A 13,368-nucleotide genomic window follows, 5' to 3' on the forward strand; every position below is an offset into this window, starting at 1 on the left:
CTTCCCTTCTCCCCTTGTGGGAGAAGGTGGCGCGAAGCGCCGGATGAGGGGTTCTCTCCGCGAGTCCAAGATGGAGACGACTCGCGGAGAGAGACCCCTCACCCGGCTGCGCTTCGCGCATCCACCCTCTCCCACAAGGGGAGAGGGTGGACCGTCGTTGTGGCCCCCGCCTCACGTCCCCCGCAACAGCTCGCTCGCCACCACCCAGTCATTGCCGTCGAACTGGAGCATGTAGCCGTCCTTGATCGGGCGGAAATCCTGCGGCGTGGTGTTGAGGGTGATGCCGGGCATCAGGAGCGACAGCGGCACATTCTTCAGGTTCGCCGCCTGCGCCATGATGTTCTCGCGCGTCAGATTGTCCCTGCATTGCTTCAGCAGCACCACCAGTGCCTCCGCGACGGTGTAGCCATAGAGGCCGGCGACGTTGTTGATGTCGGCATTGGGCAGGCGCTTCTTCATGAAGTCGATATAGGCCGCCATCGCCGGATCGTCCTTCGGCGTCTCGACGAACGGCTTCAGCGCGCCGAGCGACAGCACGCCCTTGCCGGCCTCGAGCCCGGCCGGCACCATCACGGTGGCCTTGTTGGCGCAACCGCTGGCCAGGAAGCGCGTCGGCTGCCAGCCGACCTCGTGCGCCTTGCGGATCGCCTGCGCGCAGGCGCGCGGCGTCACCGAATAGATCATGAAGACGTCGGCCTTGGTGTTGGCGAGCGTCAGCACCTGGGAATCGACGGTGGGGTCGGCGACCTCGAAGCTCGACGCCATCGCGATCGCCTTGTCGGCGTCGGCACCGAGCGCCTCCTTGACGCCGCGAAGATATTCCTTGCCGGCGTCGTCGTTCTGGTAGAGCACCGCAAAGCGCGCATTCGGGTTCTTGGCGCGGGCATAGGCGACGTCGATCGCGGCCTCGCTGGTGTAGTTCGGCGCCCAGGGCAGCGCGATCGACCAGGGCATGTTGGCGGGATCGTTCCATTTCGAGGCCGAGCTGATCAGGAAGATCTGCGGCACCTTGTTGCTGTTGAGATATTTTGCGATCGCCGAGCTCGGCGCGGTGCCCATGGTGGCGAAGATGAAGGCGACGCCGTCGCCTTCGACGAGGCGCCGCGCGGCTTCCATGGTCTTGGGCGGCGAGAACGCATCGTCGAGCGAGATCAGGTTGAGCTTGCGGCCGCCAACGCCGCCCTTCTCGTTGATCTCGTCGAAATAGGCGGAGATCACCCGTCCCGTGATGCTGAGCGGCGAGGCCGGGCCGCTATAGGGCATGGTGTTGCCGATCTTGATCTCGGTGTCGCTGACCCCGGGGCCGTAGGATTTTTGCGCCGAGACAGGGTCGGACAAGCAGGCGGCAGCCAGCGCTGCGGCCAGGGCCAAAGCGGCTTTCATGGTTTCTCCCCGGGTGAACATCGCCGCGCGAGACGGTCGCGCGGCGTGCTGCTTGTTGTCAGCACGTTCAGCTCAGCGGAGTTCCGCAAGAGGGTCTTGCGTCGAGTTGCTGATGGCGCTGCGCTAGCCGCGCCGCTTCAAGGCAAAGCCGAGGCTGATCCAGCCGGCGCCGGCCATCATCAGATCGATACCGAGAAACAGGCCGAGGATATAGACGCTGTTCACCGGCCAGCGCGCCACGATCAGGAGGCCGAGCAGCAGCGTGATGGCGCCCGAGAGCGCGACCCAGACCCACGGGCTCTCGCGCTTCATGCTGAAGGCGAGAAACAGCCGGACCACGCCCGAGGCGATCAGCGACGCGCCCAGGAACAACGTCAGCAGGACTGCCGCGAATAGCGGGTTCGCGAAGGTCAGGAAGCCGGCGACGACATAGAGCACGCCGAGCAAGGCCCAGATCAGAAACTTGCCCCAGCTCTTCATCTGGAATGCGCCGATGATCTCCGTCACGCCGGCGACGATCATCATGGCGCCGACCACGATCACGCTCGCCACCGTCGCCATGACCATGCTGCCGAGCGCAACGAAGCCGGCGATGAGATAGACGACGCCGAGCGCAACGATCCAGCCCCATTTGCCGTGTAGCGCAGAGATACCCGAGCCGAGACCGGGATGACGGGACGCATCCGAAGCACTTGTCATGGGCCACTCCTGCATGCGAAGCCCGCGGGCACGCGCCAGGATAGCACGCCCCATGCCGGGACGACAGTCAGTAGAGCAGCCCCCACCTGCGGCAACGTTGACACAAATCAAGATCGAATTCGGCGCGTCAGCCGCGTGGCCGCTCCATTTCGAGCTCGGCCTTGAGATTGTCGAGATCGCGATAAATTGAAGCGACGGCAAGCACGCGACCGCCCTTGCGGTACTTCAGCAGGCATTCCCTTCCCGAAATACTGCCGTCGATCGCGATGTCGTCGAAGTTTTCGGCGTGGCCGACATAGTTGATCGGCACGTCGTAGTGCTGGCTCCAGAAGAACGGCACCGCATCGAAGCGCTCGCGCCTGCCGAGCATGTTGCGCGCCGCGGTCTGCCCCTGCCGCTCCGCCACCACCCAATGCTCGACGCGGATGGTCTGCCGCGAGTGCGAGTCAGGCCAGCGGGCAATGTCGCCGGCCGCGAAGATGCCGGATACACTGGTCTCCAGATATTCACTGACGCTGACGCCACGATCAGCCGCCAGTCCCGCCTGCTCGGCGAGCGCAAGGCGCGGCTTGACGCCGATGCCGACGACGACGAGGTCGGCCTCGATGACGGCGCCGCTTTTCAGCGTCGCGCGCAGGCCATCGAGATGGTCGACGGTGTCCTTCAGGTGGAAGATCACGCCGTTCTCTTCGTGCAGCGACCGGATGAAGTCGCCCATCTCGGCGCCGAGCACCCTCTGCATCGGCCGCTCCTCCGGCGCGACCACGTGCACCTCGATCTTGCGCGCCCGCAAGGAGGCGGCGACTTCGAGGCCGATGAAGCTGGCGCCGATCACCAGCGCGCGCCTCGCACTCCCTGCGGCCTTGATGATGGCGCGGCTGTCGGCGACGGTCCGCAGGGTGTGAACATGCGGCTGGTCCGCGCCCGGAATCTGCAGCTTGACCGGCTCGGCGCCGGTCGCGAGCAGCAGCCGGTCGAATGGGAGCTTGTCGCCATTGCCCAGCGTCACACTGCGCGTCTTGAGACCGATGGCAGCGACGTCGGTGTTGAGCCTGAGATCGATACCGGCGTCCCGGTAATAATCCTCGCCGCGCAACGGCAACCAGTCCTCCGGCGCGTTGCCCGCGAGGTAGTCCTTGGACAGGTTGGGCCGGTCGACCGGCATCGCGCCGTCATTGCTGAGCATGGTGATGGCGCCGGCAAAACCCTCACGCCGGAGCGTCTCGGCGGCAGCGAAGCCGGCAGCACCGCCGCCGACAATGACGAATTTGTCGGGCGTTGCCGCGCTGCGATGTGCAGCCGGCGGCTTCGGTGCCTCGCGCTTGCGCCGAACGACGATGTTGTCCCGATCGCGCTCGACCTCCCACACCGCCAGCGCATTCAATGCCGGCGGACGACTGGCTTCGCCCGTGCGCAAGGAGAAGCAGGCATGATGCCAGGGACAGCGGATGCTGTCGCCCACCACCAAGCCGTCGGCAAGCGGGCCATGATAATGGCTGCAGGCCGGCTCGATCGCAAAGATCTCGCCGCCGGCTTGCACCAGCAGAACGTCGTCCTCGCCGACGTGACCGAGCAATTTGCCATCCTTGAACGCGGTCAGCGACACGCCTTTGCTCAGGTCGGGTCCGCTCGGCTTGTTGTCTTCGGCCATGGCAAACGCCTCCTTGCGCGCGCGGGGTCAATCGTCCGAATTGGCGAGCCCCAGCAGTTCCTGGCGCGTCAGCGCATTGTCGCGGAACACACCCAGCATGCGGCTGGTGACGAGATCGGTCCCGGGCTTGTGCGCACCGCGCGTGGTCATGCAATGATGTGTCGCCTTGATGATGACGCCGACGCCTTCGGGCTTGAGCACGTCGTTGATGGTATTGGCGATCTGCGCAGTCATCTTCTCCTGGATCTGGAGCCGTTTCGCGTAGACGTCCACCACGCGTGCAAGCTTGCTGATGCCGACGACGCGCCCCTGCGGAATATAGGCGACCCAGGCGCGACCGACGATCGGCGCCATGTGGTGCTCGCAATGGCTCTCGAAGCGGACGCCGCGCAGCACGATCATCTCGTCATAGCCTTCGATCTCCTCGAAGGTCTTCTGCAGGATTTCGGTCGGGTCCTGCGCGTATCCGGAAAAATATTCCTCGAAAGCGCGTGCAACGCGATCAGGTGTCTCGCGCAAACCGTCGCGCGCCGGATCATCGCCGGCCCAGCGGATCATGGTCCGGATCGCCTGCTCGACCTCCGCTTTGTCCGGCCGATCGGACGGCGCCTGCGCCACCGCGACACGTTCCAGCTTGCGCACTGATGATTTCATCAAGATCCTCCCTGCAACGAGCCCGCCTATGGAAGCCGGCCCACAGCTTGGACGGCTGCAATCGGAAAAGGTTCCCGCAGATCAGGGAAATTTGGCGAACGGGTCGTTGGCCCGGCGCCGGCGCGCCATAGCCTCAGGTGAGGAGCGCCGAAGGCGCGTCGGCGCTGCCTATGACGCAGCCGCTTTCCGGACGTCGATCACGGCCTGCGCCCATTCGGCGGGCCGCTCCTGCGGCAGGTTGTGACCGGCATCGGTGAAGACGCGGCGCTCGAAAAATCCCTCGAACTTGCGCGCGTGGTGGGCGGTGCCGGGATTGACGCCGTCGCTGTCGCCGTCGATCGCAATGGTCGGCACACGGATCGGCGGCTGCGCGGCGAGCTTTGCCTCCATTCCCGCATAGGCGGGATCGCCCGCCACCAGCGCATAACGGTGGCGGTAGGAGTGGATCACGACATCGACGAAGTCAGGATTGTCGAACGATGCAGCGCTCGTCTCGAACGTCGCGTCGTCGAACGTCCATTTCGGCGACCACATCGTCCAGAGCTGACGCGCAAAGCCGCGGCGGTTGCGCTCCAGCGCGCGGCGGCCGCGCTCGTTGTGGAAGAGATATTGATACCAGAGCGCCGCCTCCTCCGGTGGCGAAGCCGGCTCCATGGATCGGGCGATGTTCTGGATGTTGTAGGAATTGCCGGAGACGAGACCGATCACGCGCTCCGGATGGAGCGCCGAGACCACGCAGGCGGCGCGCCCTCCCCAATCATAGCCGCCGACGATTGCGCGCTCGATACGAAGCGCATCCATGAAGGCCAGAAGATCGGCGCCAAGAGCCGCCTGCTCGCCGGAGCGCAGCGTTGCAGTGGAACGGAAACGCGTCGGCCCATAGCCGCGCAACCAGGGCACCAGCACGCGTGCGCCGGCCTCAGCAAGGATCGGCGCGGTCTCGGCATAGGCGTTCACGTCATAGGGAAAGCCGTGCCCCATGATGCAGGACCAGCCGTCCGGCGCACCGTATTCGCGATAGGCGATCTCGAGGATATCCGTGGTGACGGTTTTTTGTTGCATGATTTGCTCACGGCGTTGGGCCACGTGGATGGAGCGCAGCGCAAGCCGGGCCGCGAGCATCCGCGAATCCCGGATTTCGCTTTATCCGGGCTACGAGAGCCCGATCTACTTCTGCGGACCGGACAGCGAGATGTCGCGTTCGGCGCGGAACACGTTGCTGTAGAGATTGGCGATCCATTGCCGGCCAATCTCGGTCTTGTTGAGATAGCCGATCTCGGTCTGGATGTGCGGTGCGACGCTGTTCCAATAGAATTGCGGGTAGCGGTTCACGATGTCGGCGGGCGAGTCGTAGCCGAGTTGGCGGTTGATGCCGACCTCCTCGAACTCGTAATAGAGCGCGTTGGCCTTGCGCAGATAATTGGGATCGCCGAGCTGGCCGATGAAGTCGGCCGCACGCAGGATCGAAGCTTCGTCGTCATAGTCCTGGCCCTGCTGAGCGGGGAACCGGGTGCCTTCGATGGCACGGGCGACGCGTTCCGGATCGAGTCCCGGAATATGCCGCAGTCGCCGCGTCACGTACAATTTCGATCGATCGACGTGATACATCATCAGGCTGGCATCGGATGCACCCCGCGGCAGGGAAACCTTGGTGCCGGCCGCGTCGACCAGAAAGCCGTCCTCATCGTCCTCCTCGAACAGGCCTCGCACATAGCCGATGTCGTGAGCGAGGCAGGCGATCAGGACGTGGACGTAATCCTCGGCCGACAGATGGGTATGAAGACTTCGGCCGCGGAGGATCGCCTGGGCTGCCAGCGTCACCAGCATCGTATGCTCGATATTGTGATAGAGCGCATCGCTGTTGCCGATACACTCCATCGCGGTGCGGGTCGCACTCTCCACGATGCTCGCGGCAGTTTCATCGAACCGGCGACGCAGGAACTTGCCGAGGAATTCCTCCAGGGATTCGGCCGCCAGTCTCGGTAAGGTTATCATGGATGCAGCCCCGTCCGCCGCTGGTGTCCCATGCCGTCTCCCGACGTCTCATTCTTGTCCTCGACGCAGCGGGGAGCATAGCCCATCTTGGGCCGGGTAACCAAACGTCGGGGACGAAAATACGAAAATACCGCGCCGTTTCGCTGCGCAACATCACGGTTGCGGCCAAAGTTTAACACAACCCAAAGCAGCCGGAAAGCCGCCGCCGCCGCTCGGGGCGCGGCACCGCAGGGAATTGGACGCGCGGGCCGGCTACTCCACCTGCAGCACGTCGACGGCGACGGCGAGCTTCTGCTTGGGCGAGCCGACGATGATGCCGTCGACCGGCGAGACGTCGGAAAAATCGCGCCCCATTGCGAGCACGATGTGATCGTTGCCGATGAGGAGATCGTTGGTCGGATCGAGATCGATCCAGCCGAGCTCGGCCCCGCACCACAGCGACACCCAGGCGTGGGTGGCGTCGGCACCTTGCAGCCGCGGCTGGCCCGGCGGCGGAATGGTGCGCAAATAGCCGCTGACATAGGCCGCGGGCAGGCCGAGCCCGCGCAGCCCGGCAATCATGACATGGGCAAAGTCCTGGCAGACGCCGTGACGCTTGTCGAAGACCTCGTCGAGCGGCGTCGAGATCACGGTCGCCTTGGGATCGTAACGGAATTCGCTGCGGATGCGCCGCATCAGGTCGACGGCGCCGGTGAGGATGCCCGCGCCGGGCGGAAAGCTCATCCCGGCATAGGCGCTGACCGGGCGCAGCACCGGCACCAGGGGGCTGGCAAAGACATAGCCGACCGGCGAGGACGGCCCGAGGCTGGTTGCTTCGAACGCGATGTCGCGAATGCTCTCCCAGGGCGGGCTGACCGCATCGCGCGCCAGCGGCCGGCGCGAGATCGAAACCCGCGAACGCGAGTCGATGCGCAGATTGCGATGCGCGGCTTCGATCGTCACGCTCTCGGTCAGCGTGCCGAAGAAGTCGCGCCGCACGTTGCGCTCGGACGGGCGGGGATGGATCTCGACCTCGTGCGAGATCAGCTCCTGGCCGCCGCCGCTTCTGGGCTCCAGCCGCAGCGTGCAGCGGGCGAAGCTGACGGGATTCTCGTACTCGTAGGTGGTGACGTGACGGATGTCGTAGATCACGCCAGCCCCGTCAGCTTTTCCGGCCGGGCGGCATTGGGGCCATGCGGGAAGTAGTGCTGCCCGATCGCTTCGGCGAGGCTGAGCAGATCCTGCTCCAGCGCGAACAGCGTCTTGACCTCGAGCTTCTCGGCCTCCGCGGTCGCGAGCATCGCCTGCATCGCCACGGCGAGACGCTGTGGCTTCTCGATCAGGCCGTGCTCCTTCAGGCTCGGCAGCGCGGCAATGTGCTCGTTCAGCGTCGTCACCTGAAACGCCACCGAACGCGGATTGTAGCCGTCGAGCACCGCGAGGTCGCGCACCGGGGCCAGGATCGGCGCCAGCAGATAGCGCGAGCGGTAGGTGATCTGGCAGTCCACCAGCGTCAGCAGGATGTCGAGATCCTCATCGCCGGCCTCGTCATAGGCGAACTGGCGCGTGAAGCGCGTGGTGTTGATGGCGCGCTCGACGCGGCGGCCGATGTCGAGGAACCGCCAGCCGGCGGCGCGGTTCATGTTCTCCTGCGCAAGGCCTGCGAAGCTCGCCAGCTCCTGCAAGGTCAGCTCGGCGGCGCTCAGCACGCTGTCGTCGTCCTCGACCTCGTAGGCGAGACGCTCGGCCATTTCCGTGATCACCTGCCAGGCATCGGGCGACAGCCGCTCGCGCAAGGAGGTCGCGGTGCGCTGCGCCGCGCGCACCAGCGACAGGGCCGAGCCGAAACGCTCCGCGCTCTGCAGCGCTTCGGCGACGATGCGCCCCGCGGCCGTGCGCGAGGATTGCGAGACCGCGCCCCAGGCCACCAGCAGGCGCTGGATGCGTTCGGCCGATTGCGCCGAGGCCGCCGTGCCCTTGTTGGGCCCGCTCGGCGAACCAAGCGCACGCACCAGGCGCAGCGTCGCCTCGGCGCGCTCGAGGTAGCGGCCGAGCCAGAACAGATTGTCGGCGGCGCGGCTCGGCAGCACGCCGGCGATGCGGCGGATGCGGACCTTGTCCGTCGCGGGCAGAAGCGTCGCGGTCGCGACCTGCTTGTTGGAGACGACCCAGACGTCGGCGGCGCGCGCGCCGTCGCCCATCGACACCGCGCGCGCGTCCGGCTGCTCGGCGATCCGGCAGAAGCCGCCGGGCATGATGGCCCAGCCGTCCGGTGTTGCGGCCGCAAACACCCGCAGCACGAAGGGGCGCGGCGTGATCTGGCCCTGCTCCCACACCGGCATGGTGGAGAGCCGCACCACCTCCTGGCCGACATAATCCATGCCGCGCGCGCTGATCGCATCGATCAGGCGCTGCCGGTCGCCCGCGTCGAGCTCGCTCGCGAGCACCGGGCCAAGCGAGTCGAAGCCGGGAACGCCGCGGCGATAGGCGCCTTCGATTGCAACTTCGTCGAGCCGCGCCAGCACCTCGTCGCGCGCGTTGCGCTGGCCGCACCACCAGGTCGCGATATGCGGCATCTTCAGGTCTTCGCCGAGCAGGCGGCGGCTCAGCGCCGGCAGGAAGCCGAGCAGCGCCCGCGCCTCCAAGACGCCCGAGCCCGGCATGTTGGCGACGACGACGCCGTCCTTGCGCAAGACGTCGATCAGGCCGGGCACCCCGAGATGCGAGGAGGCATCGAGCTCGAGCGGGTCGAGCGAGTTGGAATCGACCCGGCGCAGGAGGACATCGAGCCGCTTCAGACCGGCAACCGTGCGGATGTGGACGCGATTGTCGCTGACCGCGAGGTCGTCGCCCTCGACCAGCAGGAAGCCGAGATAGCGCGCCAGCGTCGCGTGCTCGAAATAGGTCTCGCTGAAGCTGCCGGGGGTGAGCACGCCGATGCGCGGCTCGTCGCGATCGGCGCGCGCGCGCAGGGAGTCGCGGAACGCCTCGAAGAACGGCGCGACACGCGGCACGTTCATCGACTTGTAGAGATCGGAGAAGGCGCGCGACAGCACCAGGCGATTTTCCAGCGCGTAGCCCGCGCCCGAGGGCGCCTGGGTGCGGTCGCCGAGCACCCACCAGCGGCCGTCGGGCCCGCGGCCGACATCGGCGGCATAGATCGACAGATACCGTCCGCCCGGCGGCGGCACGCCGCAGACGGGACGGAGATATTCGGGACTGCCGGCGATCGCCGCGGCAGGGAGCGCGCCTTCCGCCACGAGGCGCCCCTCGCCATAGATGTCGCGCAGCACGCGCTCGAGCAGCTCGGCGCGCTGGGTGATGCCGGCGCAGAGCTGCTGCCAGTCGGCTTCATCGATCAGAAGCGGCAGGTGGCTGAGCGACCAGGGGCGGTCGGCGCTGTCGCCGGGCGCGCGGTAGGTGACGCCGGCCTCGCGCAAGTGACGGTCGGCCATGCCGAAGCGCCGCTCGATCTCGTCGGGCGCCAGCGCGCCGAAGGCATCGAAGAAGCGGCTCCAGACCGCGCGCGGGCTGCCGTCGGGGCTCAAGAACTCGTCGGGGATACCGGGCAGCCGGCTATAGTCGCGGACCCATTGCGCGAGGCGGCGCTGGCCGTCACGCAGGCCTTGCGCCTTTCCCGCCTTGTCGTCCTGCTCGGCTGCGCCCTCGGCCATGCGCCTCTCCCTGCCCCACCATCATACTCATTGCAGGAGCGGGGTTCGCAAGTCGAGGGTCAGCGGAAACTCATTTGTGCGTTCCTCGGGCGGCGGCTGCATCGGCCCCGGGGTGTGGCCGTGGTCCTGGAAGCGCGCCAGCCGCCGCGCCTCGGCCTCGTAGGTGTTGACCGGCTTGGTGTCGTAGTTGCGCCCACCGGGATGGGCGACGTGATAAACGCAGCCGCCGAGCGAGCGGCCGTTCCAGGTGTCGATCAGGTCGAAGGTCAGCGGCGCGTGGACGGGGATGGTCGGGTGCAGGCCGGAGGCCGGCTGCCAGGCCTTGAAGCGGACGGCGGCCACGGCCTCGCCGGAGCGGCCGGTCGGGGTCATCGGCAGGCGGCGCCCGTTGCAGGTGACGACGTGGCGGCCCTCGACGAAGCCTTCGGCCTTGACCTGGAGCCGCTCGACCGAGCTGTCGACATAGCGCACGGTGCCGCCGGCCGAGCCCTCCTCGCCGAGCACGTGCCAAGGCTCCAGCGCCTGGCGCAGTTCCAGCGTCACGCCGCCATGATGGATGCGGCCGAAAGCGGGGAAGCGGAATTCGAGCTGGGCCAGATACCATTCCGGCTCGAACGGATAGCCCGATTGCTTGAGCTCGCCGAGCACGTCGAGAAAATCTTCCCAGATGAAATGCGGCAGCATGAAGCGGTCGTGCAGCGCGGTGCCCCAGCGCACGAACTTGCCGCTCAGCGGTTCGCGCCAGAACTTGGCGATCAGCGCGCGGATCAGGAGCTGCTGTGCCAGCGACATGCGCGGGTCCGGCGGCATTTCGAGCGCGCGGAATTCGACGAGGCCGAGCCGCCCCGTCGTCCCTTCCGGCGAATACAGCTTGTCGATGCAGATCTCGGCGCGGTGGGTGTTGCCGGTGATGTCGACCAATAGGTGCCGGAACAGCCGGTCCACCAGCCACAGCGGCGTCTGATAGCCGGGCGGCGGCACGTGCGAGAGCGCGATCTCGAGCTCGTAGATGCTGTCGTGGCGCGCCTCGTCGATGCGCGGCGCCTGGCTGGTCGGGCCGATGAACAGGCCGGAGAAGAAGTAGGACAGCGCGGGATGGCGCTGCCAATAGAGCACCAGGCTCTTCAAGAGATCGGGCCGGCGCAGGAACGGCGAATCCTGCGGTGAGGAGCCGCCGACCACGACGTGATTGCCGCCGCCGGTGCCGGTGTGACGGCCGTCGACCAGGAAGCGGTTGGCGCCGAGCCGCACCTTGGCCGCATCCTCGTAGAGGCCGGTGGTGATCTCGACCGCATCGCGCCAGCTCCTGGCTGGCTGGATGTTGATCTCGATGACGCCAGGATCAGGCGTCACCTTGATCACCTCGATGCGCGGATCGAACGGCGGCGGATAACCCTCGACATGGACCTGGAGCTGCATCTCCTCCGCCGTGGCTTCGAGCGCAGCAACCAGCTCGAGATAGTCCTCGATACGCTCGACCGGCGGCATGAAGGCGCAGATCACGCCGTCGCGGATCTCGATCGACATCGCGGTGCGGACCGGGATCGCGGTGTTGAGCTTCTCGGGCGCTTCCCGGGGCGGCGATTTCGGGCGCGCCGGCGGCGTGAACACCGGAAGCTTGGCGCGCGCCTCCATCGGGTCCTGCTCGACGATGTAGGGATATTGATTTGGCGGCACGTAGCCGAGCGAGCCGATCGGCAGGCGCAGGCCGAGCGGTGAATCGCCAGGCATCAGGAACAGATGACTGCGCCGGAGCGGCCAGCGCTCGCTGCGCCAGCGTGGCGGCGCATTCCACCGCTGGATCGGCAGCACGAAGCCGCGCGGCGTGTTCAGGCCCTCGTCGAACACCCGCGCCATGCGGGCGCGCGCCTCGGGATCGGACAGCTTGGAATCGGAGGGATCGACGTTGATGGGAAGCTCGGCTTCCTTCATCAGCCAGTAAGCAGGGTCCTCATAGGCCGGCATGATGTAGCCGAGGTCGACGCCGAGCCGCGCCGCGGTGCCTTCCATGAAGGCCTCGGCGTCCTTGACCTCGGGCTTGCGCGGATTTTCGATCTTGGCAATGAGGTCCGCGTTATTCCAGATCGGCACGCCGTCCTTGCGCCAGTACAGACCGAAGGCCCAGCGCGGCAGGCTCTCGCCGGGATACCATTTGCCCTGGCCGTAATGCAGCAGTCCGCCCGGCGCGAAGCGCGTGCGCAGGCGGCGGATCAGATCGTCGCCGAGCGCGCGCTTGGTCGGGCCGACGGCTTCCGTATTCCACTCGCCCGCCTCGAGATCGTCGACCGAGACGAAGGTCGGCTCGCCGCCCATGGTGAGCCGCACGTCATCAGCGGCGAGATCGCCATCGACCTGCTCGCCGAGATCGTTGAGCCGCGCCCAGGATTCGTCGGAGAACGGTTTTGTGATGCGCGGCGCCTCGCGGATGCGCTTTACGCTCATGTCGAAGGAGAACTCGACCTCGGCAAAGCCGGCCCCTCCCGAGATCGGCGCCGCCGAACGGTAGTGCGGCGTGGCTGCGACCGGGATGTGCCCTTCGCCTGCGAGCATGCCCGAGGTCGCGTCGAATCCGATCCAGCCTGCACCCGGCAGATAGACCTCGGCCCAGGCGTGCAGATCGGTAAAATCGTTCTCGACTTCCGGCGGTCCCTCGATCGGATCGATGTCGGGACGGATTTGGACCAGATAGCCGGAGACGAAGCGGGCGGCGAGCCCGAGATGGCGCACGGTCTGGATCAGCAGCCACGCGGAATCGCGGCATGAGCCTGCGCCGGAGACAAGCGTCTCCTCCGGCGTCTGCACGCCCGGCTCCATGCGGATGATGTAGCGGACCTTTTTCTGGATTTCGCGGTTGAGGTCGACCAGGAAATTGACGGTGTTCGGGGCCTCGTGCGGGATCGTATCGAGGAACTTGGCGAACAGGCGATCGGGCTTGATGGTCTCGAGGTACGGCGCGAGCTCCGTCTTCAAATCCTTGGGATAGTCGAACGGAAAGCTGTCGGCATAGGGCTCGACGAAGAAGTCGAACGGGTTGACCACGGTCATCTGCGCCGTGAAGTCGACCTCGAATTTCAGCTCGGTGGTCTTCTCCGGAAAGACGTAGCGCGCCAGCCAGTTGCCCTGCGGGTCCTGCTGCCAGTTCACGAAATGATTTGAAGGCGTGACCTTGAGCGAATAGCTCAGGATCGGCGTGCGGGTATGCGGCGCCGGCCGCAGCCGGATGGTCTGCGGGCCAAGGTCGATCGGGCGGTCGTATTTGTAGTGCGTGACGTGGTGTAGCGCGACGTAGATCGACACGGGGTGCGGTGCTCCAGCAGCTTTTTTGAGCAGAAC

At 66.5% G+C, this 13,368-nt stretch carries 9 protein-coding genes; all 9 read right to left on the reverse strand.

Annotation, left to right across the window (positions count from 1 at the left end; genetic code table 11):
- Window positions 1–171: 171 nt before the first annotated feature.
- On the reverse strand, window positions 172–1,383 hold the full coding sequence (locus ACNJYA_RS26430; protein ID WP_212259725.1) for an ABC transporter substrate-binding protein: 1,212 nt from the start codon (window positions 1,381–1,383) through the stop codon (window positions 172–174).
- Between the two features lie 123 nt (window positions 1,384–1,506).
- Entirely contained in the window at window positions 1,507–2,082 is a 576-nt protein-coding gene (locus tag ACNJYA_RS26435; RefSeq protein WP_172784111.1) for an HdeD family acid-resistance protein, read from the reverse strand.
- 127 nt (window positions 2,083–2,209) lie between these two features.
- Complete coding sequence (locus ACNJYA_RS26440) at window positions 2,210–3,733, reverse strand: FAD-dependent oxidoreductase (protein ID WP_212259727.1); 1,524 nt, start codon at window positions 3,731–3,733, stop codon at window positions 2,210–2,212.
- A 27-nt stretch (window positions 3,734–3,760) separates the two neighbouring features.
- Window positions 3,761–4,387: a GTP cyclohydrolase I FolE gene (gene folE / locus ACNJYA_RS26445; protein ID WP_212259729.1), complete on the reverse strand. Its 627-nt coding sequence runs from the start codon at window positions 4,385–4,387 to the stop codon at window positions 3,761–3,763.
- A gap of 168 nt (window positions 4,388–4,555) precedes the next feature.
- A complete protein-coding gene (locus ACNJYA_RS26450) occupies window positions 4,556–5,449 on the reverse strand; it encodes an alpha/beta fold hydrolase (protein ID WP_439400973.1) in 894 nt (297 codons plus the stop codon).
- A gap of 105 nt (window positions 5,450–5,554) precedes the next feature.
- Entirely contained in the window at window positions 5,555–6,382 is an 828-nt protein-coding gene (locus ACNJYA_RS26455; RefSeq protein ID WP_172784107.1) for an HD domain-containing protein, read from the reverse strand.
- Window positions 6,383–6,634: 252 nt separating this feature from the next.
- Complete coding sequence (locus ACNJYA_RS26460; protein ID WP_439363783.1) at window positions 6,635–7,513, reverse strand: transglutaminase family protein; 879 nt, start codon at window positions 7,511–7,513, stop codon at window positions 6,635–6,637.
- Complete coding sequence (locus tag ACNJYA_RS26465) at window positions 7,510–10,035, reverse strand: circularly permuted type 2 ATP-grasp protein (protein ID WP_439400974.1); 2,526 nt, start codon at window positions 10,033–10,035, stop codon at window positions 7,510–7,512. Before ACNJYA_RS26465 ends, ACNJYA_RS26460 begins: the two co-directional genes overlap by 4 nt.
- A 27-nt stretch (window positions 10,036–10,062) precedes the next feature.
- Complete coding sequence (locus ACNJYA_RS26470) at window positions 10,063–13,332, reverse strand: DUF2126 domain-containing protein (protein ID WP_439400975.1); 3,270 nt, start codon at window positions 13,330–13,332, stop codon at window positions 10,063–10,065.
- Between the last annotated feature and the right edge of the window lie 36 nt (window positions 13,333–13,368).

This window comes from Bradyrhizobium sp. BLXBL-01, assembly GCF_051853025.1.
GTDB lineage: Bacteria > Pseudomonadota > Alphaproteobacteria > Rhizobiales > Xanthobacteraceae > Bradyrhizobium.

Coding starts and splice junctions, on each gene's coding strand:
- ACNJYA_RS26430 (WP_212259725.1), bottom strand. CDS start 1,383: ATGAAAGCCGCTTTGGCCCTGGCCGCAGCGCTGGCTGCCGCCTGCTTG.
- ACNJYA_RS26435 (WP_172784111.1), bottom strand. CDS start 2,082: ATGACAAGTGCTTCGGATGCGTCCCGTCATCCCGGTCTCGGCTCGGGT.
- ACNJYA_RS26440 (WP_212259727.1), bottom strand. CDS start 3,733: ATGGCCGAAGACAACAAGCCGAGCGGACCCGACCTGAGCAAAGGCGTG.
- folE (WP_212259729.1), bottom strand. CDS start 4,387: ATGAAATCATCAGTGCGCAAGCTGGAACGTGTCGCGGTGGCGCAGGCG.
- ACNJYA_RS26450 (WP_439400973.1), bottom strand. CDS start 5,449: ATGCAACAAAAAACCGTCACCACGGATATCCTCGAGATCGCCTATCGC.
- ACNJYA_RS26455 (WP_172784107.1), bottom strand. CDS start 6,382: ATGATAACCTTACCGAGACTGGCGGCCGAATCCCTGGAGGAATTCCTC.
- ACNJYA_RS26465 (WP_439400974.1), bottom strand. CDS start 10,035: ATGGCCGAGGGCGCAGCCGAGCAGGACGACAAGGCGGGAAAGGCGCAA.